This window comes from Bacteroides sp. An19, from assembly GCF_002160215.1.
Taxonomy (GTDB): Bacteria; Bacteroidota; Bacteroidia; order Bacteroidales; family Bacteroidaceae; genus Phocaeicola; species Phocaeicola intestinalis.
The window spans coordinates 15618-41528 of sequence record NZ_NFKD01000041.1 but is presented as its reverse complement, the minus strand read 5'-3'; the positions used below and the strand labels follow the sequence as shown (position 1 = coordinate 41528).

The 25911-nt window shown below is 44.7% G+C and carries 21 protein-coding genes; 10 read left to right on the top strand and 11 right to left on the bottom strand.

Annotated elements, in window-relative coordinates; translation table 11 throughout:
- Positions 1-516: 516 nt before the first annotated feature.
- Positions 517-1008 (bottom strand): GNAT family N-acetyltransferase, encoded by a 492-nt coding sequence (locus B5F25_RS14210; RefSeq protein WP_022041316.1) that lies wholly within the window; start codon positions 1006-1008, stop codon positions 517-519.
- A 112-nt stretch (positions 1009-1120) separates the two neighbouring features.
- On the opposite strand from B5F25_RS14210, the gene B5F25_RS14205 reads away from it, so the two are divergent.
- The gene (locus tag B5F25_RS14205) at positions 1121-1798 is read left to right on the top strand and encodes a hypothetical protein (protein ID WP_140406952.1); all 678 of its coding nucleotides are present in this window, start codon (positions 1121-1123) and stop codon (positions 1796-1798) included.
- 85 nt (positions 1799-1883) lie between these two features.
- Here B5F25_RS14205 and B5F25_RS14200 read toward each other — a convergent pair whose 3' ends face one another.
- On the bottom strand, positions 1884-4790 hold the full coding sequence (locus tag B5F25_RS14200) for a M16 family metallopeptidase (protein WP_087250275.1): 2907 nt from the start codon (positions 4788-4790) through the stop codon (positions 1884-1886).
- 71 nt (positions 4791-4861) lie between these two features.
- Complete coding sequence (locus B5F25_RS14195) at positions 4862-5749, bottom strand: NAD kinase (protein WP_022041313.1); 888 nt, start codon at positions 5747-5749, stop codon at positions 4862-4864.
- Positions 5750-5867: 118 nt separating this feature from the next.
- On the opposite strand from B5F25_RS14195, the gene B5F25_RS14190 reads away from it, so the two are divergent.
- The 6 genes from B5F25_RS14190 to recG all read left to right on the top strand — a co-directional run bounded on the left by B5F25_RS14190 (position 5868) and on the right by recG (position 11406).
- The gene (locus B5F25_RS14190; protein ID WP_022041312.1) at positions 5868-6590 is read left to right on the top strand and encodes a MotA/TolQ/ExbB proton channel family protein; all 723 of its coding nucleotides are present in this window, start codon (positions 5868-5870) and stop codon (positions 6588-6590) included.
- Between the two features lie 4 nt (positions 6591-6594).
- Positions 6595-7011: a biopolymer transporter ExbD gene (locus B5F25_RS14185; RefSeq protein ID WP_022041311.1), complete on the top strand. Its 417-nt coding sequence runs from the start codon at positions 6595-6597 to the stop codon at positions 7009-7011.
- Positions 7012-7155: 144 nt separating this feature from the next.
- Positions 7156-7989 (top strand): TonB family protein, encoded by an 834-nt coding sequence (locus B5F25_RS14180; protein ID WP_087250272.1) that lies wholly within the window; start codon positions 7156-7158, stop codon positions 7987-7989.
- 4 nt (positions 7990-7993) lie between these two features.
- Positions 7994-8545: a DJ-1 family glyoxalase III gene (locus tag B5F25_RS14175; protein ID WP_087207245.1), complete on the top strand. Its 552-nt coding sequence runs from the start codon at positions 7994-7996 to the stop codon at positions 8543-8545.
- Complete coding sequence (locus B5F25_RS14170; protein WP_022041308.1) at positions 8542-9207, top strand: 2-C-methyl-D-erythritol 4-phosphate cytidylyltransferase; 666 nt, start codon at positions 8542-8544, stop codon at positions 9205-9207. The genes B5F25_RS14175 and B5F25_RS14170 overlap by 4 nt, the downstream gene beginning before the upstream one ends.
- Before the next feature lie 99 nt (positions 9208-9306).
- Positions 9307-11406 (top strand): ATP-dependent DNA helicase RecG, encoded by a 2100-nt coding sequence (gene recG, locus B5F25_RS14165; protein WP_087250269.1) that lies wholly within the window; start codon positions 9307-9309, stop codon positions 11404-11406.
- A 36-nt stretch (positions 11407-11442) separates the two neighbouring features.
- Here the strand turns inward: recG and B5F25_RS14160 are convergent, their stop codons facing one another.
- A complete protein-coding gene (locus B5F25_RS14160) occupies positions 11443-12510 on the bottom strand; it encodes a carbohydrate porin (RefSeq protein ID WP_087250266.1) in 1068 nt (355 codons plus the stop codon).
- A gap of 222 nt (positions 12511-12732) precedes the next feature.
- Here B5F25_RS14160 and dnaG point away from each other — a divergent pair, with 222 nt between their 5' ends.
- The gene (dnaG, locus tag B5F25_RS14155) at positions 12733-14820 is read left to right on the top strand and encodes a DNA primase (protein ID WP_022041305.1); all 2088 of its coding nucleotides are present in this window, start codon (positions 12733-12735) and stop codon (positions 14818-14820) included.
- A 96-nt stretch (positions 14821-14916) separates the two neighbouring features.
- Here the strand turns inward: dnaG and B5F25_RS14150 are convergent, their stop codons facing one another.
- The gene (locus tag B5F25_RS14150; protein WP_158098019.1) at positions 14917-15129 is read right to left on the bottom strand and encodes a hypothetical protein; all 213 of its coding nucleotides are present in this window, start codon (positions 15127-15129) and stop codon (positions 14917-14919) included.
- 294 nt (positions 15130-15423) lie between these two features.
- Positions 15424-18042 (bottom strand): alanine--tRNA ligase, encoded by a 2619-nt coding sequence (gene alaS / locus B5F25_RS14145; RefSeq protein WP_087250264.1) that lies wholly within the window; start codon positions 18040-18042, stop codon positions 15424-15426.
- A 316-nt stretch (positions 18043-18358) separates the two neighbouring features.
- Here alaS and B5F25_RS14140 point away from each other — a divergent pair, with 316 nt between their 5' ends.
- Both B5F25_RS14140 and B5F25_RS14135 read left to right on the top strand, forming a co-directional pair.
- Positions 18359-19327, top strand: coding sequence for a M23 family metallopeptidase (locus B5F25_RS14140; RefSeq protein WP_022041302.1), 969 nt, complete (start codon positions 18359-18361; stop codon positions 19325-19327).
- Between the two features lie 25 nt (positions 19328-19352).
- Positions 19353-19700, top strand: a complete 348-nt coding sequence (locus tag B5F25_RS14135) for a MerR family transcriptional regulator (RefSeq protein ID WP_022041301.1) — start codon at positions 19353-19355, stop codon at positions 19698-19700.
- 58 nt (positions 19701-19758) lie between these two features.
- On the opposite strand, the gene B5F25_RS14130 is transcribed toward B5F25_RS14135, so the two are convergent.
- The 5 genes from B5F25_RS14130 to B5F25_RS14110 form a co-directional block, all read right to left on the bottom strand.
- The gene (locus B5F25_RS14130) at positions 19759-22032 is read right to left on the bottom strand and encodes a RelA/SpoT family protein (protein WP_022041300.1); all 2274 of its coding nucleotides are present in this window, start codon (positions 22030-22032) and stop codon (positions 19759-19761) included.
- Positions 22033-22111: 79 nt separating this feature from the next.
- Entirely contained in the window at positions 22112-23353 is a 1242-nt protein-coding gene (locus B5F25_RS14125; RefSeq protein ID WP_087250280.1) for a lytic transglycosylase domain-containing protein, read from the bottom strand.
- A 6-nt stretch (positions 23354-23359) separates the two neighbouring features.
- Complete coding sequence (locus B5F25_RS14120; protein ID WP_022041298.1) at positions 23360-24154, bottom strand: DUF5683 domain-containing protein; 795 nt, start codon at positions 24152-24154, stop codon at positions 23360-23362.
- Positions 24155-24166: 12 nt separating this feature from the next.
- Positions 24167-25066, bottom strand: a complete 900-nt coding sequence (locus tag B5F25_RS14115; protein ID WP_087250261.1) for a ParB/RepB/Spo0J family partition protein — start codon at positions 25064-25066, stop codon at positions 24167-24169.
- Between the two features lie 27 nt (positions 25067-25093).
- Positions 25094-25864, bottom strand: a complete 771-nt coding sequence (locus B5F25_RS14110) for an AAA family ATPase (protein ID WP_022041296.1) — start codon at positions 25862-25864, stop codon at positions 25094-25096.
- Positions 25865-25911: the final 47 nt, after the last annotated feature.

Here is a 25911-nt window from a genome sequence, read left to right as displayed (position 1 = left end):
CAGCAGAGCTTGCGTCCTCTTCAACTCCTTGATTACAAAGCTAATGAAAACCTTTAATAAAATAAAAAAATTCTCTGGATATTTGGATTACAACATAGAAGAAACTGTTTTGAATTTCTACAAAAAGTTTTTCTTGGCTTGATGTGTTCGTTTCGTGTGTGCACGATAAATTCAAAACAGTTTATTGCCTGACGAAATTTCGTAAATATTCGAACCAATGCCTACTGACTACCGCCTTTCCGGATAGTATCATTGCAAGATGCAGCCGGTTGCAGAAGCCTGCGGATAGAGGTGCGTCGGCAAACGCATATAGGTTCATCCGCTGTAAGATTATTAATCTTCAGGCTGCAAGATTATTAATCTTACAAGCGGAAGATTATTAATCTTACACCAGACGAAGCTATCTGCGTGAGAAAAGAAGAAAATAACAACAGCCTTTTAAAATCATCTGAATATGATAAAATACAGTTTATACTTTGCGCGGTATAAGTGCCAGCATTACAGTCCTATGCCCGATTATTCCTCTGCAGAAAGCAACAACTGACAATCGACAATATCAAGCCAGCGACCGAACTTAAATCCGACCTCCTGAAAACGTGATACCTGTACGAAACCCAGATGTTCGTGCAGGAGAAGACTGGGATGGTTGTCGGCTGTAATACAAGCTATCAGCGAGTGAATACCGGCTTGTCTGCAGTCGTCAATAAGACGGTTCATCAGGCGTGTGCCGATGCCTTTGCGCTCTTCACCCGGAGCAACATAAACCGTAGTTTCGAGGGTACGGGCATAGGCTGCCCTCTCTTTCCACAAATGGGCATAACAATATCCTGTGACTTGCCCGCCAGACTCTTCGACATAATAGGGATAACGGGAAGAGATGGAGAGAATGCGATTGCGTATTTCTTCCTCGCTTACAGGTTCCAGTTCGAAAGTAGAGGTAGTATGCTCGATATAATAATTATAAATGCCGGCTATGGCACGTGCATCTTGAAGGGTAACTTTTCTCATCTGTAGGTTATTGTTTATTGCTGATTATATACAGAAAGCGATAAATCTTCTCTTTTTCTATGCAAAGGTAGTGCTTTTTATTTATTTTTGTACAGAAAAGAGAATAATGCTTATGAAGACATTCCGGAACCTGATATTAGGGTTTATTTTACTTTCCGTGCTTTCATGCGGGAGAAAACAACAACCTGTATTGCCCCGACAGGAGATGGCAGAACGCCTGTTAATGGAAGCAGACAGCCTGATGCGTGCAGACTCGGCTTTCTGGTTGGCCGCTGTAAATCGTACTCATCCGGCTGTATGCCAATACGACTCAGCAATCAGGAAGAAACTGGACAACGCAATGCTGATGTGTCCGGGACTAAAAAAGGTATATCTGACAAAATATGTCTACCTGATGCGCAGCTGGAAACCAGACGAGATATTATTGCTTTTGCGGAAGATGGCAACCAATGTGCCCGACTCTATAGCTGCGAATATGTGGAGTTTGAAGGCTGTCCTGGAAGACAGGGCAGGCTTCCGCGACACGGCAAAGCATGATTTCCGGAAAGCAGATTCGATTTATGAACTGACATTGCGACATTATGCTAAAGAGCAGCGTGACACTATGCAATATTCGGCAATCCGTGTAATGAAAGCATTGAATCTTTCTTTGCTGTATGATAACTTCCAGCTTTTACAACACGAATTGGAATTATACAGACGGGTGTACGAAACGCCCTTGGATGGTTGGGAAGTTTTATATACGATAGAAAGCAAAGAACAGTACTACCGGTTTGTGTTTGGAAACTGAGAGCCTGTTTATACCATGCACGATATGAAATGGTGCATTCCGCGCAAAGTATACAGAGAATGCCTTGCGCGGAATGATATTCTTATCAGTATCCGAAGATTTCTTCGGTAGTCAGACGTTTGACAGGACCGATTTTCTCAAGTGATTTGATATCCAGTTCTTTTTCGTTCCCCAGAATGATGTAGCGGTAAGGTTTGCCTGCCATCGTTTCCTGTTCGAAACGGACTATGTCATCCATTGTGAGCGAAGGAACGGTATTGTAAATCTTTTCATTGATATCATAGTCGATGCCCTTGTCTGTGGCGTTGAGGTAAGCATTGATGATATTCATCTTGGTGGTACGCGCAGTAGCAAGACGTTTCAGAAGTGCCTGCTTGGCAAGGTCGAATGCCTTACCTGCTTGCGGTATTGTATCGATAATCTGATTGAATGTGCGTATGCAGTCCATCATCTTATCATTTTGCGAAATGATGAATGTCGTGGCATATTCAGGTTTATCCTTATAAGCAGGAGTAACATAGCTGGCTCCTGCGCTATAGGCCAGCCCGCGTGCTTCGCGTAATTCCTGGAATACGATTGTGTTCATGCCACCTCCGAAATATTCATTAAACAACGCGATGACAGGTTGCCGGTCAGCATTCCACGGATGGTTCTCGTTATGATATTGCATCATATAGATGTTTTTCGCATCGTATGGAGCAATGAAAACTTCGTTAGCCGGAGTCGGCTGCAATGTGTAAGGCTTTCCAACAGGGGCATCAGCAAGGGTTGCAGCGGTTTTATGATAGCGGTCAACGGATACAGTCACCTCGTCAAGATTCATCGGACCGTAATAAAGCACAGTATGTTTGTAGTTGCTGAGGTTTCGAATCAAGTCAACCAGTTCTTGCGGGTCGATTTGTTCAAACTCCTGTGCAGAAGGGATGTTACGTACCGGATTGTAGGCACCATATACACTGTATGCCTGAAGTGCACTGAAATTGTTCTGCTGGTCGAGTTTATTGTCGGCACGTCCTTTCATCTCCAGAGCCGCATACTGGGTAAATGCTGCTGTATCCACCTGTGCATGAGCGATGAAGTCTTCCATCAACGCCATGGCTTTTGTCATGTTTTCGGAAAGGCCACGCAAAGCGATGCTGCTTTTTTTAGAACCTATGCTGATATCGAAGTCACATGCCAGTTGATAAAATTTCTGTTTGAGTTGTTCGGCACTTAGCTTGTCGGTCCCCAGGTAATCCAGGTAATCGGCAGCATAAGGCAACCATTTGTTCCATTCTTCTCCACAATCGAAATAATAATTAAGTGAAAAACGTCCGTTTTCATTATTCTTCACATAGAGTACAGGCAAGCCATTAGACGTCATTCCTTTGGTCAGGTCTTTGTCGAAGTTGACAAATTTGGGCTGTATCGGTGCTGTTTCCGCATTTACAATCTCAGTCACGAATGCACTTTGCATATCCCGGTTGGTAGGAATGGGCGTGATTTGCGGTTTGTCTATTTTCTTGATAGTAGAATCGTTTCCGATACGTTTGTACACAGTTACATAATTGTCACGGAAATGACGGTTGGCAAAATCGATTATCTGTTGTTTGGTTATTTTCGAGATGCGATCCATTTTACCAGTCACATCACTCCATTTCTGGTGGTTGATAAATGCGTTGACAAACAGGTCAGCACGTCCTTCGTTGCTTTCAAGGGTAGTATAGAAAGAAAGTTTTTTATTGTTCACCACGGCTTGAATCAAGTCTTCATCGAAGTCGCCTTTCTTCAGCTTGCCGATTTCATCAAGGAGTAAAGCTTTTACTTCATCAAGCGATTGTCCTTCCTTGGGAAATCCGGCTACGACAAAGCCTGAATACTCGGCAAGCGGAAGGGTAAAGGCACCTCCTCCCAGCCATTTCATCTGCTGGTCGAGATTGAGGTCCATCAATCCTGCCTTGCCATTACTGAGCATGTCAGCTATTACATCAAGAGTGTCGTTTTGAAACGAAGCAGCCTTATCAAACTTCCATGCCATATAGACGCGTTCGGCTTCTTGTCCTACAACTGTTGTATCTTTCGGCATAGTGCGGTCGGGTATCGGGGCATACTGGGGTTGAGAAAGGGACGGATTAGGCTGCCAAGTACCGAAATATTTATCAAGAGTAGCGATTACCTGATCGGGGTCGAAGTCTCCCGCCATACAGATAGCTACGTTATTGGGCACATAGTAACGGCGGAAATAGTTCTTGATGTTTGTGATTGAAGGATTTTTCAGATGCTCTTGTGTACCGATAGTGGTTTGCGTCCCATAAGGATGCCCCGGAAAGAGCAGGGCCATCAGTGCATTGAACAATTTATCCGTGTCACTTCCCAAACCTATGTTATACTCTTCGTATACAGCTTCCAGCTCTGTATGAAATCCACGGATAACCATATTCTGGAAACGGTCTGCCTGGATACGCGCCCAGTTTTCCACTTCATTTGCCGGAATGTCTTCTATGTAACAAGTCACATCGTTGCTGGTATAGGCATTAGTCCCCACGGCTCCAATGGCAGACATCAGCTTATCATATTCGTTGGGAATAAAGTACCGGGCTGCAAGTTGTGAGATACTGTCTATCTCGTGGTAATATGCACGGCGCTGGTCCGGGTCTTTCAAGGTTCGGTATACTTCGAAATGTTTTTCTATAGCATCAAGAAGAGGAGCTTCTTTATCTATGTCAGAAGTGCCGAATTGGCGGGTTCCCTTGAACATCAGATGTTCCAGATAATGGGCAAGTCCCGTGGTTTCAGGCGGATCATTCCGGCTTCCTGTACGTACGGCAATGTAGGTTTGAATACGTGGTTTCTCGTCGTTGACCGACAGATAGACTTTCAGCCCGTTGTCCAAAGTATAGATACGGGCATTCATCAGATCGCCTTCCACAGTCTGATACTGGTATTCCTTTGCCATAATAGGCAGCCCGAAGGCAAGCAGGAATACCCCAAGCACTGATTTGAATTTGTTCATACTTAAATAGATTTAATAGTTCTGTTTGCTTTGATTTTAAAAAACTGTTTCGGATTTCTTCAAAATAGTTTCTAAATGTTTCTGCTGTCCACTCCCCACATCATCTTTTCCCGAAGTGTGTTGAAAAATGAATGATGACACCGTTTGACAATGCGTACGAAATAGTCGGCACGACGAATACGCAAACGGGTGCCCTCACGACAAGTTTCACTCCGTCCGTCTACCGAAATAAGGAAGTTATGGTTCCGGCTTTCCACATCGAGTATGATTTCCCACTCGTCACGTATCACAATGGGGCGGATATTCAAACTATGCGGAGCTACGGCTGTAAGACTGATGGTACCGCTTTGTGGAACAAGAATAGGGCCTCCCACGCTGAGAGAATATCCGGTAGAGCCGGTAGGAGTAGCTACGACCAGCCCATCTGCCTGATAGGTACATAACAGTTCATTATTGATATAAGCGTGTATGGTAATCATTGACGAACTGTCTTGTTTAAGTACGGCAATTTCGTTTAAGCCGAAAGGATACCCTTTCAGGACATAATTGTCAGTATGGAGCTGCAATACTCTTCGTGGTTCGGCAAGGTATTTCCCTGCATAGATTTCATCGAAGGCTTCCTCCATCTGGTCGGGTGATACATCGGCAAGAAACCCCAGCCTTCCGGTGTTGATTCCCAAAATAGGGATTTCTTTTTTACCTACCCGGCTTGCCGCACGCAGAAAAGTCCCATCACCTCCGATACTAAGCACCATATCGGCATTGAAATCATTTCCTTGAAATACCTGCAGGCCTTTCAGATTGGCTTTTGTATGTTGCTTGAGAAAATCGAAAAAGTCATTACTGATGCATATTTCGGCTTTTTTGTTCCGTAAAATGTCGAGCAGGTGTGTGACATGTGCCGATTTATGCTCTTGGTATGTATTCCCGAAAAGGGCGAATCTAAGAGTCCGTTGCATATCTTGTAGCTTTTTATCAATCTTTATTCAGTAAAGTAAGCAGGTTGTCCGTATTTTCTGCTAACTTTGCACTTTGTTGACGCAAAGATAGAAAAATAAATTGAAAACAATTAATATTATGGTAACTATGACATTGTTGGCGGCGGCACAAGCCGTTGCAGACACATTGGCGGGAGCGAATCCGGTACTTACCCCTGTTGCATCGGGAGAACCGGAAATGAATTTATGGGATATGGCCTGCAAAGGCGGATGGATAATGATTGTATTGGCAGTAATGTCGGTAATAGCCTTCTATGTATTTTTCGAGCGGGCTTTTGCTATCCGAAAGGCATCAAAAGACGACCCATTGTTTATGGACCGTATCCGGGATTATATCAAAACCGGTGAAATAAAATCTGCAATCAACTATTGCCGGATGGTAAACACACCTTCGGCACGGATGATAGAAAAAGGTATTACGCGCATGGGACGTCCGGTTTCGGATGTACAGGCAGCTATCGAAAATACAGGCAACATCGAAGTAGCCAAACTGGAAAATGGCCTGGCGATTATTGCTACCGTGTCGAGTGGGGCTCCGATGTTAGGCTTTTTAGGAACAGTAACAGGTATGGTACGTGCATTCTGGAATATGGCTAATGCTGGTAATAACATTGATATCACTCTGCTGTCAGGCGGTATCTACGAAGCAATGATTACTACAGTAGGAGGTCTGATTGTGGGTATTGCAGCGATGTTTGCCTACAATCATTTGGTCTATCGGGTAGACAAAGTGGTCAGTCAGATGGAAGCCCGCACGATGGCCTTTATGGATCTATTGAACGAACCCGACGAAAACCGATAGGCTTATGGCACTGAAAAGAAGACAGAAAATATCACCCAGCTTCAGTATGTCATCCATGACCGACCTTATCTTCCTGTTGCTGATATTTTTTATGATTACTTCTACGATGGTATCACCCAATGCTATTAAGGTCTTGTTGCCTCAAGGATCGGAGCAGACTTCGGCAAAACCGATGGTACGGGTGATTATCGACAAGGATCTGAATTATTACGGAGCATTCGGCAATGATGACGAAATGCCTTTATCACTTGATGAGGTACCTTCGTTTTTGCAAGAATGTGCTTCTAAAGAACCGGATATGTATGTGGCTTTGTATGCCGATGAATCAATCCCTTACCGTGAAATTGTACGGGTATTGAACATTGCTAATGAAAATCATTACAAAATGGTGCTCGCTACACGGAGACCAGATAAAGAATGAATTACAGGAAACAAGGCGACAAGGTGACAAGGCAACATGGTGACAAGGTTTGAACGGCTTTACTAAGGTATTTAAGACTTTGCCAACCTGTCAACTTGTTAACTTGTCAACTCGTCAAACTTGTCAACTTAAAACAACAGAATCGTGAAACGAAGCAAGTTAATCGGACTTATAGGAACAGTGGTGTTGCACGTGGCAATCCTTGTATTCTTGTACCTGTACGTGCTGACGCTTCCTCCCAAACAAGAAGAGGGAGGAGTGCCCGTTATGCTGGGCAATACTGAGACAGGAGAAGGAGATGCCGACCCTTATACCCTGACAGAGGTAGACTTGTTGCCGCAGCCCGAAACAGCAGAACAGGAAGCATCTTTACCTGATGGTGGAGATGACTCTCCGTTGATAACCCAAGCCGATGAGCCTTCCTTACAAGTGAAAAAGGAAGAGCCCCGTCAGGAGCAGAAACAAAAAGAAACATCTAACGTAAAACCAAAAAAAACTACAGAACATCCAAAGCCGAAAGAAAAAACCGAAGCAGAGAAGCGTGCCGAAGCAGAACGCGCTGCGGCACAGGCGGCTTCCAGTAAAGTGGCCGGAGCTTTCGGAAAAGGCTCCAAGATGGGAAGTACCGGCAATGGTAGTGGTGAAGGAATGCAAGGAAGCTCTACAGGGAATGGAAAAGAAGGAAAGACTTCGGGCGTAGGTGCCTCAGGAGTATTCGATTTAAACGGCCGGTCACTGGGGACTGAAGGATTGCCTTTACCGGCTTACAATGTACAGGACGAAGGACGTGTAGTGGTTACAATAGTCGTTAACCCGGCAGGAAAGGTTATCAGTACACAAATCAACAAGCGTACCAATACTGTAAATCCTACTTTACGCCGTGCCGCGGAAGAAGCTGCACGACGGGCACAATTCAACCGGGTAGACGGTGTAAATAATCAGTCAGGAACAATAACTTATTACTTTAAATTGAAATAAGCGTATGAAATCGATTTGTATTTTTTTAGCTGAGGGCTTTGAAGAAGTGGAAGCTCTTTTCCCGCTCGATATTTTGCGTCGTGGCGGTCTGAATGTAAAAACCGTATCTATAATGGGAGAACCGACAGTAAAAGGTGCCCATGGTGTACCTGTAGTTGCCGATTGCCTGATAGAAGATTTGAAAGAAGAAGATATTGAGATGATTGTATTGCCGGGAGGACTTCCTGGTGCCACTAACCTTGATGCACATGCAGGAATAGACAAACTGGTCCGTAATTTTGCTACAGCCAGCAAACCACTGGCAGCTATTTGTGCAGCTCCGATGGTATACGGAAACCGAGGCTTACTGAAAGGGAAAAAGGCAACTTGTTATCCGGGCTTCGACAAATACCTGGACGGTGCTGAGTATACCGGCAATATGGTAGAAATCGCCGACAACTTCATTTTGGGAAAAGGCCCTGCCGCTGCATCAGCTTTCGGATTTGCCATTCTTGAAAAAATGGCCGGAGCAGCCAAAGTGGCAGAAGTAAAAAATGGAATGCTTTTCGCTGAATGAAAAAATACATAATAATTGTTGCCGGAGGAAAAGGTTTGCGCATGGGAGGAGAAATCCCCAAACAATTTCTTCCTATTAAAGGGAAGCCTGTATTGATGCGTACGCTGGAAACCTTTTCCACTTGCGATGAGACTATCGAACGGATTGTAGTGCTTCCGGTAGACCAACAGGACTACTGGAGGCATTTGTGTAAAATCTATGGATTTACACTTTCTCATCGTATTGCCAATGGCGGAGAAACCCGTTTCCATTCAGTTAAAAACGGGTTGGCACTGGTAGAAGATAATGCATTGGTCGGTGTACACGACGGAGTACGCCCTTTTGTGTCATCCAAGGTCATATCGGAATGTTACCGTATGGCAGAAGTATCAGGAGCAGCAATACCTGTAACCGATGTTGTAGAAACACTGCGTCAGGTTACAGAAAATGGAAATAGCCAGACAGTTCCACGCAACTGCTATAAGCTGGTTCAGACCCCTCAGGTTTTTCTTTCTTCGTTATTGAAACAAGCTTATTCCCAACCTTACACATCGTGTTTCACGGATGATGCTTCGGTGGTAGAAGCTTGGGGACATCGGGTAGAACTGGTGGAAGGAAACCGGGAAAACGTTAAGCTGACAACTCCGTTTGACCTGAAACTGGCAGAAATGATATTAAGTTGACAAGATTTTATACAATGTACGGTCGGATTTTTGCATTTTCATGACACATTGCATAAATCTTTGTCAACGTGCAGACTTGTGACCTAAAAATGAAAGAATATGCTTGATTTGTCTACGCGTGATATCAAGTTCTTGCAAGGGGTGGGTCCCCAGCGGGCAACTTTGTTGAATAAGGAGTTGAATATCTGTTCCTTTAAAGACTTATTGTATTATTTCCCGTACAAATACGTAGACCGCAGCCGTTTGTATTACATTCACGAGATAGACGGAAACATGCCCTATATCCAGTTGCGTGGACAAATCTTGAGTTTCGAAATCTTAGGTGAAGGAAGGCAACGACGTCTGGTCGGACATTTTTCCGACGGTACAGGTGTCGTAGATTTGATATGGTTTCAAGGTCTGAAATATGTTGAAGGCAAATACAAAGCACACGAGCCTTACATCGTGTTTGGCAAACCAACCGTATTCAACGGGCGCGTTAATATCGCTCATCCCGACATCGACCCTGCCGATGAGTTAACTTTATCCACAATGGGACTTCAGCCATATTACAATACGACCGAAAAGATGAAACGGAGCAACCTTAATTCGCATGCGATAGAAAAGTTGATGAAAAACCTGTTTGCCGTACTTCGGCATGAGGAATTTGAAGAAACCTTGAGCTCCCGGCTGATAGAACAACACCGTCTGATGCCGTTGACAGAAGCTTTGCACAACATTCATTTTCCGCAAAATCCAGAATTACTCCGCCGGGCACAATATCGTTTGAAATTCGAAGAGCTCTTTTATGTACAACTGAATATCTTACGCTATACGCAAGAACGACGAAACAAATTCCGTGGACTGATATTCGGCAAAGTAGGTGATATCTTCAACACCTTTTATGCCCAAAATCTTCCATTTCAACTTACTGGTGCACAAAAGCGGGTCATTAAGGAAATGCGCCGCGACATGAAAAGCGGCAGACAGATGAACCGTCTGCTTCAAGGTGATGTGGGAAGCGGGAAAACCTTAGTGGCACTGATGATAATGTTGATAGCCCTTGATAACGGTTATCAGGCGTGCATGATGGCACCTACTGAAATTCTTGCCAACCAACACTATGCAACCATTACCCATTTTCTGCAAGGAATGTCCGTCCGGGTAGAATTACTCACGGGAAATGTAAAAGGGAAACGCAGGGAAATGATTTTACGCGATTTAGTGACAGGCGACATACAGATACTTATCGGTACACACGCTGTAATAGAAGACACAGTAAACTTTTCTTCATTAGGGCTGATAGTCATTGACGAACAGCATCGCTTCGGAGTAGCCCAGCGCGCCAAGTTGTGGCGAAAGAACCTGTGCCCGCCTCATGTACTGGTAATGACCGCCACTCCGATACCCCGTACACTTGCCATGACCCTTTATGGTGACCTTGACGTATCGGTCATCGATGAACTGCCTCCCGGTCGCAAACCCATACAGACTATTCATCAGTTCGATAACCGGAGGGCTTCAATGTATACTTTCATCCGCAAGCAATTGCAGGAAGGCAGACAGGCATATATCGTTTATCCCTTGATTCAGGAAAGTGAAAAAATGGACATCAAGAATTTGGAAGATGGCTACCTCCACGTGTGTGAAGCATTTCCCGAATATAAGGTAAGCAAAGTACACGGTAAAATGAAAGTAGCAGAAAAGGAGGAAGAAATGCAACGTTTTGTAAATCACGAAACGCATATTCTGGTAGCAACGACGGTTATCGAAGTAGGTGTAAACGTTCCGAATGCTTCGGTAATGGTCATCGAGAATGCCGAACGTTTCGGTTTATCCCAATTACATCAGTTAAGAGGACGGGTAGGACGTGGTGCCGACCAATCATATTGCATCCTGGTAACCGGTTATAAACTGACAGAAGATACCCGAAAACGTATCCAGATAATGGTGGATACGAATGATGGTTTCGAGATAGCAGAAGCCGACCTGAAGTTGCGGGGACCAGGCGATTTGGAAGGGACACAGCAAAGTGGAGTAGCATTCGATTTAAAAATAGCCGATATTGCCCGAGACGGCCAGCTCCTTCAGTATGTACGCGAAGTGGCAGGACATCTGCTTGAAGAAGACCCGCAAGGCATACACCCTGAAAACGCTATCGTATGGCAACACCTGAAAGAACTCCGGAGTAAAAATGTAAACTGGTCGGTAATTTCATAATAAAAGTGTCCGGAACCGACAGCTTTTCGGGCCGATTTACCTGTTATTCCCAAATTCTAAAGAAACCCGTAAAAGCCCTGCCACAAAATTATGCTTGTTATGATGAATAATGTGTAAAGCAGGCTGAACAGAAAGCCAGGGAGTCAGGTGACAGTGAAGAGTACATTCAATGTCTGTTTCATCACCTCCGGAAAAGAGAAGACGATTGAACACAATACCGGCAGTCATATCGTTCCGGGCAATGCGGTTCATCACCAGTCCGCCTCCCCAATATCCGTTACAGGGAACGTAACGCCGGGTCATAGCTGCCCCTTGTCCTAACAGGACCAATTGCGATTTGCCCACCATCAGCAAAGGCTGCTCCAGCAAAGCCCAGAAACCAGTTTCCCGCTCGTGCACGCTTCTGTCTTCAGAAGGTGTTTTCCCATATACATACCCTATTGTATAGTTTGCAGCCTGCTCGCCTTTCGAAGGTATTTCGTATGAAATGCTTCCCATGGTAAATATACCATCGCCAGACGGACAAAAACGGAACTGACGGTCGAAATCATCACTCGCCACACCATTATAAACACTCACTTTCAACGTTAACCGACTGACAGGAAGATACTCCAGATGAACACCCATAGCTCCTAACGGAAATGTAGCAAGCGGATAATTCAATGAAAGAATGGGATAATCGGCATCTGCAGCTCCTGTAAACAAACCGGTAGCAGGTGTAATGAAATAATCGGCATCAACGTTACGTAAACCTATAGAGACAAAAAAGCATTCGCCAAAGGACTGACGCAGAGAAGCCTGCATCAAACGAAAAGGACGGTTCTCATCGGTATAGATATTCGACAAACCTAAGTTATCATCGTCTACAGCACCGCCTGTTTGCCAAGTTGCAATTGCCATACCTTCGAATGAGGCACCTTTCCAAAGTCCGACATCCACTCCCACTTCCAAATAATTCACCCATGACGTGTTTCCACTCGTCATATTCCATTCACCTTCAGTCATGGCAGTCAAATTCCAACCGACACGAGAAGAAACCGGTGTTTGAGCCCGGACACCAATCACACACAAGCAGGCTGCCAGCCCACATAAGAATCGATACATAGGTTCTTTTTTAAAGTTGATCAACTATTATCCCCTGTAGAATAACACCAATCGACACATTTTGTTCAATGAATTCCTCATATTTTCAAAAAACAGAGTAATCTTCTTTCCGATATCTGTACTACGCTGTAATAACTCCTTATTGCCAATCAATACGGAATTCATATTTTGTTTTTTCTTGCGGTGCAAAGATAATGAATTTATTCGTATTTTTGCAACATCATGATAGATCAAGCCACCATAGACAAAATAATGGATGCCGCCCAAATAGTAGACGTGGTATCTGAATTCGTCACACTCCGGCGCCGGGGAGTGAACTACATCGGACTGTGTCCTTTTCACAACGAAAAGACACCATCGTTCAGCGTATCGCCCAGCAAAGGAGTATGCAAATGCTTCAGCTGCGGAAAAGGAGGAAATGTGGTGCATTTCATCATGGAACATGAACAACTCTCCTATTACGAAGCATTGAAATGGCTGGCAAAAAAATACAATATCGAAATCAAAGAACGTGAGCTGACTGACGAAGAAAAACAGGCACACAGCTTACGCGAAAGTTTATTTGTAGTCAACCAGTTTGCTTCCGAATACTTTCAAGACATTTTATATAATAACATTGACGGGCAGCGCATCGGCATGACCTACCTGCGAGGACGTGGATTCCGTGATGACATCATCAAGAAATTCCAACTTGGCTATAGCACCGACAACCGGGATGCGCTGGCACGTGCTGCACTGCAAAAAGGATACAAGGAAGACTTCCTGGTAAAAACCGGACTGTGTTACCGCAAGGAAGACGGTACCTTACGCGACCGCTTTTGGGGACGTGTCATTTTCCCTGTACATACGATTTCCGGAAAAATCGTAGCTTTTGGCGGACGCGTACTCAGCGCCGCCACCAAAAATGTACAGATGAAATATGTCAACTCGCCTGAGTCAGAAATCTATCACAAAAGCAAAGAACTGTACGGCATCTTTTTTGCCAAGCAGGCTATCGTGCGCCAAGACCGCTGTTTCCTGGTAGAAGGCTATACCGATGTTATTTCCATGCATCAAAGCGGCATTGAAAATGTGGTAGCCTCATCGGGCACGGCACTTACATCCGACCAAATCCGATTGATTCACCGTTTTACGAACAACATTACTGTCCTTTATGACGGTGACGGAGCCGGCATAAAGGCTAGTATCAGAGGTATTGACATGCTGCTGGAGGAAGGGATGAATATCAAAGTATGTTTGTTGCCGGACGGAGATGACCCTGATAGTTTTGCACGCAAGCACAATGCTACCGACTATCAAGCATACATTAACGACCATGAAGTAGACTTCATCCGTTTCAAGACCAACCTACTGCTGGAAGAAGCCGGAAAAGACCCTATCAAGCGCGCTGCATTGATTTCAAGCATTGTAAAAAGCATTTCGGTCATTCCCGATGCGATTGTACGTTCTGTATATATCCGCGAATGCAGCCAATTGCTGCAGATGGAAGAAAAGATACTTATCGAAGCCACTTCAAAACTGATAGAACAGGCACGCGAAACAAAATTCAAGGAACAACAACGTAAAAAGGAGCGCGAACAGCGGATGACTGAAACTCCTGCGGTTCAGCCTTCTGTTCCTGATACACCGACAAACGAACCACAGGCAACAGATACAACTCCTGACCTAAACAACAATACCCCTCTTCCACCCGAACCAACTCCCGCAAATACGTACACTTCGTACATTCCGGCAGAAGGCAACGAGCAAAAAGTATTCTATGCCAAAGAAGAAGACCTGGTACGGATGCTTATCCGCTATGGCGAAAAAACAATGTGCTATATAGAAAACAATGAAGGTGAACAAGTTCCTTATACGGTCATTGAATGCATTGCGACAGGATTGAAGGAAGACGAACTACAATTCCATGACCCCATACACCGGCAGATTTTACAAGAATGTGAAGCACACCAACACGACCCTAACTTCATAGCCGAGCGACATTTTATCGCCCATCCTGACCCGAATGTCAGCAAATTGGCGGCAGACTTGGTGAACGACCGTTATCAATTGAGCAAATACCACTCGAAAGGACAAAAAATCGTAACGGATGAAGAACGTCTCTACGAATTGATACCCCGTTTGTTGCTTGACTTCAAGCTTTCCATTATAGAAGAAGAAATGAAAAATACCCTGCAGGCACTGACCGATCCCATCGTAGCCCAGGATTCGCAACGTTGCATGGAAATCATGAAACACTATAAGGAACTGCAAGAAACTCAAAGCATAATGGCGCAACAGGCAGGCGACCGTGTAGTGCTGAAATTATAAACTTAAAGCAGCATTCATAAAAAAAGATATCCTCATGTGCCAATTTATAAACTCTAATGACGTATTCGCAAATCCGGACAACAAGGATTATATCTGCTACAACGAGGCATTTTGCACAGCATTATCAGGGTACAGGTATTTAGAAGCTGTTTTGAATTTCTCCAAAAAGTTTTTCTTGGCTTGATGTATCCGTTTTCGTGTGTGCTTTGGGCGATTTTTTGGTCTTTTTCGCTCCTGTTCTTCGTCAGATAGCCCGCTATCTTCCTCATCACAGAAGCGAAAATGCCTCAAAAACTCATCCCAAATCATCGCACGATAAATTCAAAACAGCTTCTACAAAGTATAAGATGAATGTCCGCAAACAGCCAATATATACCCCTGAAAAATGAATATATACTGCATACGCAATTGAATATATACTGCATACGCCTACGGATATATACTTCATCAGCAAACGCAGTAGTACTGCGTTTGCAACTCAGCCGAATCGGCTAATTGCGGAATTCATAAAGTATAATAAAATAAGGAATGAAGCAGAAAAGGATGCCCCTTCTTGCTTCATTCCCTAATTTATATCCCCTTGCTATAATTCTTCTTTATTTTTCAAAATCCAGCCAATTCCAGCAAGCGGTCTACAGCAGCATTCAGTCCATCGGAATTCTTTCCACCGGCTGTAGCGAAATGCGGCTGGCCACCTCCCCCACCTTGAATAAGCTTGGCAGCCTCGCGCACCAGTTTTCCGGCATTCAAACCTGCTTTTACCTGATCATCACTCAACATCACCGTAAGCATGGGTTTGCCGTCGCGCTCACTTCCGATAGCAACAAAAAGGTTTTCAGGGAATTGACCTTTCAGCTGGAAAGCAATGTTTTTCACCGAATCGGCAGGCAGAGGAAGTACCGCCTTGATGACTTTCACTCCATGGATTTCTTTCGCTCCTTCTATCAGCTTGGCTTTCACCTGAGCTTCTTTTTCTTTTATAAATTCTTCCATCTGCTTTTTCAGACCGGCATTTTCATCAATGTAGCGTGCGATGGCTGTTTTCAAGTCGGGAGCATTGTTGAAGAGGGCTTTCAGGTCATTGAGCGTGTCTTGCACGGTATCAAGCATTTCCTCCACTTTAGCTCCGGTAATAGCCTCGATACGGCGCACACCAGCTGCCACCGAACTTTCGGAAATAATCTTCACCATGCCAATTTTCCCTGTGGCAGACACATGAGTACCGCCACAGAACTCAATAGATGACCCGAACTGGACAACACGTACTTCATCGCCATATTTTTCACCAAAGAGAGCGATAGCCCCCAGTTCGCGTGCCTTCTCGATGGGAAGGTTACGATATTCGGTCAAGGGGATATCAGCACGGATTTTAGCATTAACCAGGTGTTCTACCTCACGTAACTGTTCGGGAGTGACTTTCTGGAAATGAGAGAAGTCAAAACGCAGCGATTCGGGTGTAACAAGCGAACCTTTCTGCTCTACATGAGTACCCAGTACCTGCCGCAAAGCTTCGTCAAGCAGATGTGTACACGAGTGATTAGCAGCACAAGCAGCACGCTTGTCAGTATCAACACATGCCATCATCGGTGCGTCAAGGTGTTCGGGAAGTTGCTTGGCTATATGAATGGGGAGGTTATTCTCCTTCTTGGTATCGATGATATCAATCGTTTCGAACTCGCTAACCAACACGCCAGTGTCTCCCACCTGTCCTCCGCTTTCGGCATAGAAAGGAGTTTCATTCAATACAATCTGGTAAAGAGTCTGGTTTTTCTGCTTAATCTGACGATAGCGCAAGATACGGGTTTCATACTCGGTATAATCGTAGCCCACGAAATGTGTCTCACCTTCTTCCAGTACCACCCAGTCACCGGTTTCAACAGCTGCGGCATTGCGTGCACGCTGTTTCTGCTTTTGCATTTCGGTATTGAATTCTTCTTCATTTACCGTCATTCCGTTTTCGCGCAAGATGAGTTCGGTCAGGTCAAGAGGGAATCCGAAGGTATCGTAGAGCGTGAAAGCATCCACACCACTGATTTCGGTCTTTCCTGCTGCTTTTGTATCAGTCATTACTTTATCCAAAAGACGGATACCAGTTTCGAGCGTGCGGAGAAAAGCTTCTTCTTCTTCCTTGATAACCTTCTCAATAAGAGACTGCTGAGCTTTCAGTTCCGGATAGGCATGTCCCATATTTTCGATGAGCACAGGTACCAGTTTGAACATAAAGGCCTGCTTCTGACCTAAAAAGGTATAGGCGTAACGTACGGCACGGCGCAAGATGCGACGTATGACGTAACCTGCTTTGGCGTTGGAAGGAAGTTGTCCATCGGTGATAGAGAAAGCAATAGTACGTATGTGATCGGCCACCACACGCATAGCAACATCCACTTTCGGGTCGGTACCATAGGTCATTCCAGCCAGGTTACCGATGGCTTTGATAATGGGTTGGAACACATCCGTGTCATAATTCGACTTTTTGCCTTGCAACACCATACAAAGACGCTCGAACCCCATTCCGGTATCAATGACTTTGGCGGGCAAAGCTTCAAGCGATCCGTCTGCCTTGCGGTTGTATTGCATGAATACAAGGTTCCAGATTTCGATAACCAACGGGTTGTCTTGGTTCACCAGCTCACGTCCGGGCACTTTTGCCTTTTCTTCGTCTGGACGCAAGTCAATGTGGATTTCAGAACAAGGTCCACAAGGTCCGGTATCACCCATTTCCCAAAAGTTGTCGTGTTTGTTTCCGTTAATAATGTGATCTTTAGGAAGAAATTGTTCCCAGTATCCGGCAGCTTCGTTGTCGCGTTCAAGTCCTTCTTCCGGACTACCTTCGAACACGGTAGCATAAAGGTCGGCAGGGTTGATTTTCAATACACCCACCAAGTATTCCCATGCCCAACCGATAACTTCTTTCTTGAAGTAATCGCCGAATGACCAGTTGCCAAGCATTTCGAACATAGTGTGATGATAGGTGTCATGTCCTACTTCTTCCAAGTCATTGTGCTTGCCGCTCACGCGCAAACATTTTTGCGAGTCAGTCACACGTTTATATTTTGCCGGATGGTTTCCCAAGATGATGTCCTTAAACTGGTTCATGCCGGCGTTGGTGAACATCAGCGTGGGGTCATCTTTGATGACCATCGGTGCCGATGGCACAATCTGATGTCCTTTCGACTCAAAGAATTTTACGAATGAGTCGCGGATTTCGTTTGCTGTCAACATATAAGTCTTATTATCTTGTCGTTAATATTCTAAAAATCGATTTGCAAAGATAATCTGTTTTATTATTTTTGTCGCTACGTTTGGAGGAAAATTTTTGGAATTGAAGAGTTATCGTTCGCAAAACAGGGCCAGTGATGAAGAAATATCCAGGAAGTCTCCCCGCTTTGATATGTAGAAGTATGACCAGCTGCCTGCATGCAGCACATGATTTTGGAGAAGCAGGCTTTCTCCTTTTCTGCGGGGCAATAGACGAGCAAATATTACCGGTAAAGCGTATCCATGACTTCTTCGACTCCTTTTATAAATAGAAAAATTTATGCGAAAAGTCTATTATATATATAATCCGAAAACACGGACTTACGACCGTATTTATCCTACAGTACGGCAGCGTATGATGAGCTACCTGCGCAATTTGTTTGTAGGTATGGGGCTGGGAGCAGGATGTTTTATCCTGTTATTACTGATTTTCGGTTCGCCTTCCGAAAAAGACCTGCGGGTGGAAAACTCACGTCTGCTGGCACAATATCACATTCTCTCTACACGGTTGGACGAAGCACTGGACGTAATGCAACACCTCCAGCAAAGGGACGATAACTTATATCGGGTAATTCTGCAGGCAGATCCTGTACCGTCGGCTATACGAAATGCCAACTATGGGAAAACAAACCGCTATGAAGAATTGACAGAGTTGGCGAATGCAAAACTGGTGGTGAATACCACACAAAAGATGGATGTACTGGCAAGGCAGGTGTACATTCAGTCAAGGTCGTTCGATGAGGTGCTCGACTTGTGCAAGCGACATGATGAGATGCTGATGTGTGTACCAGCCATTCAGCCTGTATCAAACAAAAACTTAAAGCAGACCGCTTCCGGATATGGCACACGTATCGACCCCATATACAAGACAGTAAAATTTCATGCCGGAATGGACTTTTCAGCGAACGTAGGCACACCTGTATATGCTACAGGAAACGGAACAGTGAAAACTGCCGGTTGGGAGGGCTTATATGGAAAGTGCATCACCATTGACCACGGATTCGGTTACGTGACACGTTATGCACATCTAAACCAAATCAAGGTACATCCCGGTCAGAAAGTAGTGCGCGGAGAAACCATTGGCGAAGTGGGAACTACGGGAAAGAGCACAGGCCCACACCTGCATTATGAAGTACACTTAAAAGGACAAATAATGAATCCTGTCAATTATTATTTTATGGACTTGGATGCTGATGATTATGACAAGATGATTCAAATAGCCGCTAACCACGGCAAGGTATTCGATTAACAACCAATGTATAGGAAAAAGAAGCATGGCCCTGAAACAAGATAAGCAATTGAAATTATATTATTCCATCCGTGAGGTGGCTGAGATGTTCGGCGTAAACGAATCATTAATACGATACTGGGAAAAGGAATTTCCGGATATTGCCCCGAAACGCGCTGGAGGAAAAATCCGCCAATACACGAAAGAAGATGTTGAAAGCATCCGTCAGGTTTATTATCTGGTGAAAGAAAAAGGAATGACACTGGCCGGAGCCAAACAACAGATGAAGCAAAACAAAGAGGGAGTTCGCAATACTACCGAACTGGTGAAACGCCTCAAGCAAATCCGTGATGAGTTGGTAAGCATTCGCAAAGAACTGGACTATTTGACATAGTGAATTGATAGTGGATAATTTGCTTAAGCATAACTATCCACTATCTCAGTCATCTACCTTACTCCGCATTGTCGTCAAAATCATCAATACGGGTTATTTTTTTAATATTGTTGATTTTCTTCAAATTGTTGCAGATGGTGTTTACATCATTCACATCGTGTACGTAGAGCTGGATGCGTGCTTCGAAGATGCCGTCTTCCGACTCGATGTACAGTTTATGAATATTGACATTCAGCTGTTGGGATATCACTTCGGTTACTTTATTCAGCACACCGATTTCGTCTATACCTTTTATATATACATTGACAGGGAAAACCAACGCTTTTCCTGTCTGCCATTGCACAGCTATCAGTCTGTTACCGAAACTGGTTTTCAGCTGAGTGGCAATAGGGCATTGGCGTTTATGTATGACAATACGGTTATTGTCGTCAATGTATCCCAATACGTCATCTCCCGGTATAGGCTTACAGCAATCAGCCAGGATATAATTTTTCTGGATAGCATCGGGAGTGAGTTTGACAATTTCTTTCTTGTCGATGTTGAGCGGCTGCTTTTCAGATTCTCCTTTATTTTCCTGTTGTTTTTGTTTGTTACCACCAAAAGCAAAGCTGATATATTTTTTCCAGTTTGTAGTATTCGGCTTTTCTTTCAGCTCATTTTTATCAGGCTCACCCAGTGTAAATACACCTTGCCCCACAGCCAATGCCAGTTCTTCGTAAGTCTTTACCTGATGCTTATCACATAACTTACGGATGTTTTCGTCAGTATTGGGCAGACCTTCCTGTTGGAAAAATTGAACTATCAGGTCTTCTCCCCGTTGTTGCTGCTCGCGTCTTTCACGTTTTAAGATAGCCTGTATCTTAGCTTTTGCTTTGGCTGTAGTAGCAAAATTAATCCATGAAGGTTGCACTTTTTGCGATTTGGAAGTGAGGATTTCCACCTGATCTCCACTTTGCAACTTGTGACTGAGCGGAACCAGTTTATGATTGACTTTTGCACCGATACAATGGCTCCCCAAGAAAGTATGGATAGAGAAGGCGAAATCGAGTGCGGTACAGTTTTGTGGCATCGTCTTGATTTCTCCTTTCGGAGTAAATACGAATATTTCGGACGCAAAGAGATTCAGTTTAATAGTGTCAAGAAAGTCAAGAGCATCAGGTTGCGGGTCATCCAGGATTTCTTTGATAGTCTTAAGCCATTTGCTCAGTTCTCCTTCGTCTTCGCTTCCTCCGCCCTCTTTGTATTTCCAATGTGCGGCGAACCCCTGTTCAGCTACATCGTTCATCCGTTCACTACGTATCTGCACTTCAATCCATTGTCCTTTGTTGCTCATCAAAGTAACATGAAGAGCCTGGTAGCCGTTAGCTTTCGGATGACTTACCCAATCGCGCAAACGGTCGGGATGCGGTTTGTAGATACGCGAGATGGCCACATAAATATCGAAGCAGTCGTTCAATTCTTCCTCCTGATTACGAGGCGTAAAAATAATCCGTACAGCAAGAATGTCGTATATTTCCTCGAACGTGATGTGTTTAGCCTGCATCTTATTCCAGATAGAGTAAGGCGACTTCACACGCGCAATAATGCGATAGGGAATCCCCATCTTGTCAAGTTGTTCGCGAATAGGTGCTGTAAATTCGGCAAATAATGTGTCACGTTCCGCCTGAGTGGCTTGCAACTTGTTTTGGATTTCTTGATAAGTCTCAGGATGCTCGTACTTGAAACTCAAATCTTCCAACTCTGTCTTAATACGGTTCAGCCCCAGACGGTTGGCCAGCGGAGCATAAATGTACAAAGTCTCACCCGCAATTTTATATTGCTTGCTCGGAAGCATTGAGCCCAGTGTGCGCATATTATGCAGGCGGTCGGCTATCTTAATCAGGATGACACGTATGTCATCGTTCATTGTAAGAAGTAACTTTTTAAAGTTTTCTGCTTGCGCCGATGCACGGTCGCCAAAAATACCTCCCGATATTTTAGTAAGCCCATCAACTATTTGCGCGATTTTAGGCCCGAATAAATTCTCAATGTCTTCTACGGTATAATCGGTATCTTCTACTACATCGTGCAATAGAGCGGCACAGATGGAAGTAGAACCCAAGCCAATTTCCACGCAGGCGATGCGTGCAACGGCGATGGGGTGTAGAATATATGGTTCACCCGACCGGCGTCTTACTCCTTTATGCGCTTGTCGGGCGAAGTTGAAAGCCTTTGTAATTATTTCTACTTTTTTGCGGTGTCTGCTTTCTAAATATCGGTCCAACAATTCCTGGAAAGCATCGTCTATCAGCTTCCCGTCAGCTTGTTCCTGAGTCAATTTTTCGTCCGTCATGGTAGTCCATCTTAAATCAATAGTGCAAAATTAGGAAAAATCAGTAATTTTGCAAGAAATATGGACATTTTTTCTTCACCTATCGGATACGGATAGATTTTCCTGCACGGATATTGCTTCCTCGGATACCATTCAAGCGCCGTATCTGCGATACGCTGACACCATATTTACGTGCAATTCCTCCCAATGTTTCCCCATTACGGATACGGTGATACACGGCTTTGGGTTCAGGAATATCCACGGTGGAACGCCGGGTAAGATAAGTTTCCGGTTTATAATTATAAATGCTATCTTCATGATCGATGAAATAACTCATCGTCTTGCTTGGAAGCCGTAAAGCATAAGGCTGTTCGTTGCCTGGCACCACATCTTTCTTAAATTCCGGATTCAAGGCACGCAACTCGTCAATATTGATGTTGCACACCTCTGCCACTTGTTGCAAATGGAGCGGACGTGAAATATGAATGGTGTCCGTCCCTTCAGGCAACTTCATTTCCATCGGACTAATATTGTGCTCGCAATAGTAAGTCATAATGTAATTGGCTGCGATGAAGGCCGGTACATATCCGCGAGTTTCTTTAGGTAAGTAATTATACAGTTGCCAGAAATCTTTTTCCCCGTCGGCACGGCGAATAGCCTTATTTATAGTACCGGGTCCACAATTGTATGCAGCAAGTACCAAGTTCCAGTCATGATAAATGTCGTACAAATCTTTCAGGTAACGGGCGGCGGCACGAGTCGACTTGATAGGGTCACGACGTTCGTCTACAAAGCTGGTCACCTTCAGTCCATAGATTTTTCCGGTGTTCAGCATGAACTGCCATAAGCCTACAGCTCCTTGACGAGATGCAGCCATCGGATTCAACGCCGATTCGATGACGGGCAGGTACTTCAGTTCCAGCGGCAGGTTATAGAGATCGAGTGCTTCTTCGAAGATGGGCATGTAGAAGTTATTTGCGCTCAACATGAATGCCACTTTCTGACGCAAGCGAGTCGCATACATGTCGATAAATTTACGCACAACTTCGTTATACGGCATTTCGATGATAGCAGGAATGCGTTGCAGCCGATCGATATAGACGGAGTCGCTCACGTCCGGATTCCCGGCATTCACCTCACAGTTTTCACCGATGTTGATGTAGTTTTTCGATATCCAGTCGAGATACAAGCTATCGGTTTCCGACAACATGCCTTCGGGTAATCCGATAACTTCTTCCGTCCCCGACTCCGAGCGGACGGTTATACTGTTTTCGTCCGTCTGTTGCGCATAAAGGGCCGATGCCCCTAACATACTTAGTATACCAATACACAGTTTTTTCATCATATCTTAAAAATTAATACTGCATCGCAAGCCTATGCCTTGTGGTAGCCCACGGTGCGGGTCATTAAATATAGCAGGTTGCCATGTCATGCTCAAGTCGTTGGAGATGTCGAAGTTTGACAATTCAGCATCCACGTATGCATCAACCACCGATAGCAGGTACACGCCGATAAAGGCGAAAATACTAAGGTCTCGCTGGCGCCGGTATACGTCTTTCCGTCGTTGGAACAGGTCTTGAAAATAGCTTAACTGATTGAAGACATCTTCTTGGGTGTATCCCAGCGGTAAGAAATCCATATAGCTATCATTGGCAGGATTGTCACTCATGATGTCCTGATATGCCTGAGAGTAATCTTTATACATTTGTCCATTCCACGTCAAGGCATAGATACATCCTACGAAACCGCCGTAGATGATGGGCAGTTTCCAATATTTATGGTTATAAATTTGTCCTGCTCCCGGTATGGCAAGCGAAAGCCAAATGGCACTATTGGCATTGGGAGTCCATTTTTTCTTCTGGATTTCCATCTTCGGCATCTGCTGCTGGATAGAGTCGTTCTTACGGGCAAGCAAGGCAGTATCTACCGGTGCTTCCAGTGCCTCAATGCGTTGCCTTTGCCAAGCCAGCGTGTCAAGCAGAGCAAGGCTGTCTGCCCGGTTCTGAGCACGTATAGAGTCTGCTTTTAATATTCCTTCACGATGCTTGCGGGCACGCTGGGCATATACATCCGTACTTTCTCCAAATAAGAAGCAAAACAAAAATACAAGGGTTGTCAGGTATGTCAATGGTTGCTTTTCCAAAACAGTCTGCTTTTATTCTTTAGGTTGTAACGAATCCAATATCTCCATAATCCGTTCCAGGTCGGCTTCACTATTGAAGGGAATACTGATTTTTCCTTTTCCTTTGTTGCTGCACGAAAGTTGCACCTTGGTTCCAAAGAAAGAACACAAGTGATTTTGCAAGAGGGTATATTCTTCAGATAGTTTGGCTCCTTTGGGGGTTATTTTCTTTCCGCCCGACTCTACACTTTCGCCCACGGAGAGTGCCTTGACGATTTCTTCTACTTTCCGCACCGAATAACCTTGCGAAATGATTTCATTGAAGATGCGTATCTGAGTCTTGGGATCGTCTAATGCCAGCAAGGCACGGGCATGTCCCATATCTATTTCCTTGTTCTTCAATGCCACCTGGATAGGGGCAGGCAATTTGAGCAGACGCAGGTAATTGGCAATGGTAGCGCGTTTCTTTCCCACGCGGTCGCTCAGTCTTTCCTGGGTCAGTCCGTATTGCTCGATGAGGTGCTGGTAGGCAAGGGCGATTTCCAGCGAGTTAAGGTCCTCGCGCTGGATGTTCTCTATCAGTGCCATTTCCATCACATTTTCATCATCAGCCGTCCGGATGTAGGCAGGTATGGTTTTCAGTCCAGCCTGTATAGCAGCCCGGTAACGCCGTTCGCCTGCTATAATCTGGTAAGAGTCTTCATTCAGTTGGCGCAAGGTAATGGGCTGGATGATGCCTATCTCTGCAATCGAGTCGGCAAGTTCTTGCAAAGCTATCGGGTCGAACTCGCGCCTAGGCTGGTTCGGATTGACCGATATCTTATCCAACTCTATTTCATTGATGGACGAAGAGCCCGAGGTCTTGATTTCCTCGTTGGTAGAAATCAAGGCGTCAAGTCCTCTGCCCAATGCATATTTCTTTTGTACCGCCATGTCTTGTTGCGTAATTATTACGGGTCGTTATTGTTTTGTGTTCTTGTTGATTATCTCATTGGCAAGCGCCAGATAGTTCTTGGCTCCTGTCGAATCGGCATCATACAGGATGGCAGGGATTCCATGGCTGGGTGCCTCGCTCAGTTTTACATTACGCTGGATGATGGTCTTGAATACCAGTTCCTGAAAATGGCGTTTCACCTCGTCATAAATCTGATTTGCCAGACGCAAGCGCGAGTCGAACATGGTCAGCAAGAATCCTTCTATTTCAAGCGAAGGATTCAGCTTCGTCTTGATAATCCGTATGGTATTCAGCAGTTTGCTGATTCCTTCCAGTGCGAAATACTCGCATTGCACCGGAATAATGACCGAATCGGCCGCGGTCAAGGCATTGATGGTAATTAGCCCCAACGAAGGCGAACAGTCTATCAAGATGTAGTCGTACTCGCTTGCCATCGGAGACAACGCCTTCTTCATGATTTTCTCGCGGTTATCCAAGTTCAGCATTTCTATTTCCGCCCCTACCAGGTCAATGTGTGAAGGGACGATGTCCAATCCGTCAATATCGGTCGTGTAAATGGCTTCCCGTATGTCGTTCTGGTTAATCAGACATTCGTAAATGGAACAATCGATGTCTTTCAGGTCGACTCCCAGTCCCGACGAAGCATTTGCCTGTGGGTCAGCGTCTATTACCAATACTTTCTTTTCGAGTGTAGCCAATGATGCAGCCAAGTTTATGGTAGTGGTAGTTTTCCCTACCCCACCTTTCTGGTTGGCCAAAGCAATTATTTTTCCCATATTAATCAGTTTATCTGATTGCGAAGTAACAAATAATTGGCGAAATA

Excerpts from the sequence above, each read along its gene's own strand:
- B5F25_RS14200 (WP_087250275.1), bottom strand. The coding sequence starts at position 4,790 with ATGAACAAATTCAAATCAGTGCTTGGGGTATTCCTGCTTGCCTTCGGG.
- B5F25_RS14190 (WP_022041312.1), top strand. The coding sequence starts at position 5,868 with ATGGTAACTATGACATTGTTGGCGGCGGCACAAGCCGTTGCAGACACA.
- B5F25_RS14175 (WP_087207245.1), top strand. The coding sequence starts at position 7,994 with ATGAAATCGATTTGTATTTTTTTAGCTGAGGGCTTTGAAGAAGTGGAA.
- B5F25_RS14185 (WP_022041311.1), top strand. The coding sequence starts at position 6,595 with ATGGCACTGAAAAGAAGACAGAAAATATCACCCAGCTTCAGTATGTCA.
- B5F25_RS14140 (WP_022041302.1), top strand. The coding sequence starts at position 18,359 with ATGCGAAAAGTCTATTATATATATAATCCGAAAACACGGACTTACGAC.
- B5F25_RS14170 (WP_022041308.1), top strand. The coding sequence starts at position 8,542 with ATGAAAAAATACATAATAATTGTTGCCGGAGGAAAAGGTTTGCGCATG.
- alaS (WP_087250264.1), bottom strand. The coding sequence starts at position 18,042 with ATGTTGACAGCAAACGAAATCCGCGACTCATTCGTAAAATTCTTTGAG.
- B5F25_RS14110 (WP_022041296.1), bottom strand. The coding sequence starts at position 25,864 with ATGGGAAAAATAATTGCTTTGGCCAACCAGAAAGGTGGGGTAGGGAAA.
- B5F25_RS14210 (WP_022041316.1), bottom strand. The coding sequence starts at position 1,008 with ATGAGAAAAGTTACCCTTCAAGATGCACGTGCCATAGCCGGCATTTAT.
- B5F25_RS14130 (WP_022041300.1), bottom strand. The coding sequence starts at position 22,032 with ATGACGGACGAAAAATTGACTCAGGAACAAGCTGACGGGAAGCTGATA.
- B5F25_RS14205 (WP_140406952.1), top strand. The coding sequence starts at position 1,121 with ATGAAGACATTCCGGAACCTGATATTAGGGTTTATTTTACTTTCCGTG.
- B5F25_RS14150 (WP_158098019.1), bottom strand. The coding sequence starts at position 15,129 with ATGATTTGGGATGAGTTTTTGAGGCATTTTCGCTTCTGTGATGAGGAA.
- B5F25_RS14135 (WP_022041301.1), top strand. The coding sequence starts at position 19,353 with ATGGCCCTGAAACAAGATAAGCAATTGAAATTATATTATTCCATCCGT.
- dnaG (WP_022041305.1), top strand. The coding sequence starts at position 12,733 with ATGATAGATCAAGCCACCATAGACAAAATAATGGATGCCGCCCAAATA.
- B5F25_RS14115 (WP_087250261.1), bottom strand. The coding sequence starts at position 25,066 with ATGGCGGTACAAAAGAAATATGCATTGGGCAGAGGACTTGACGCCTTG.
- B5F25_RS14160 (WP_087250266.1), bottom strand. The coding sequence starts at position 12,510 with ATGTATCGATTCTTATGTGGGCTGGCAGCCTGCTTGTGTGTGATTGGT.
- recG (WP_087250269.1), top strand. The coding sequence starts at position 9,307 with ATGCTTGATTTGTCTACGCGTGATATCAAGTTCTTGCAAGGGGTGGGT.
- B5F25_RS14125 (WP_087250280.1), bottom strand. The coding sequence starts at position 23,353 with ATGAAAAAACTGTGTATTGGTATACTAAGTATGTTAGGGGCATCGGCC.
- B5F25_RS14195 (WP_022041313.1), bottom strand. The coding sequence starts at position 5,749 with ATGCAACGGACTCTTAGATTCGCCCTTTTCGGGAATACATACCAAGAG.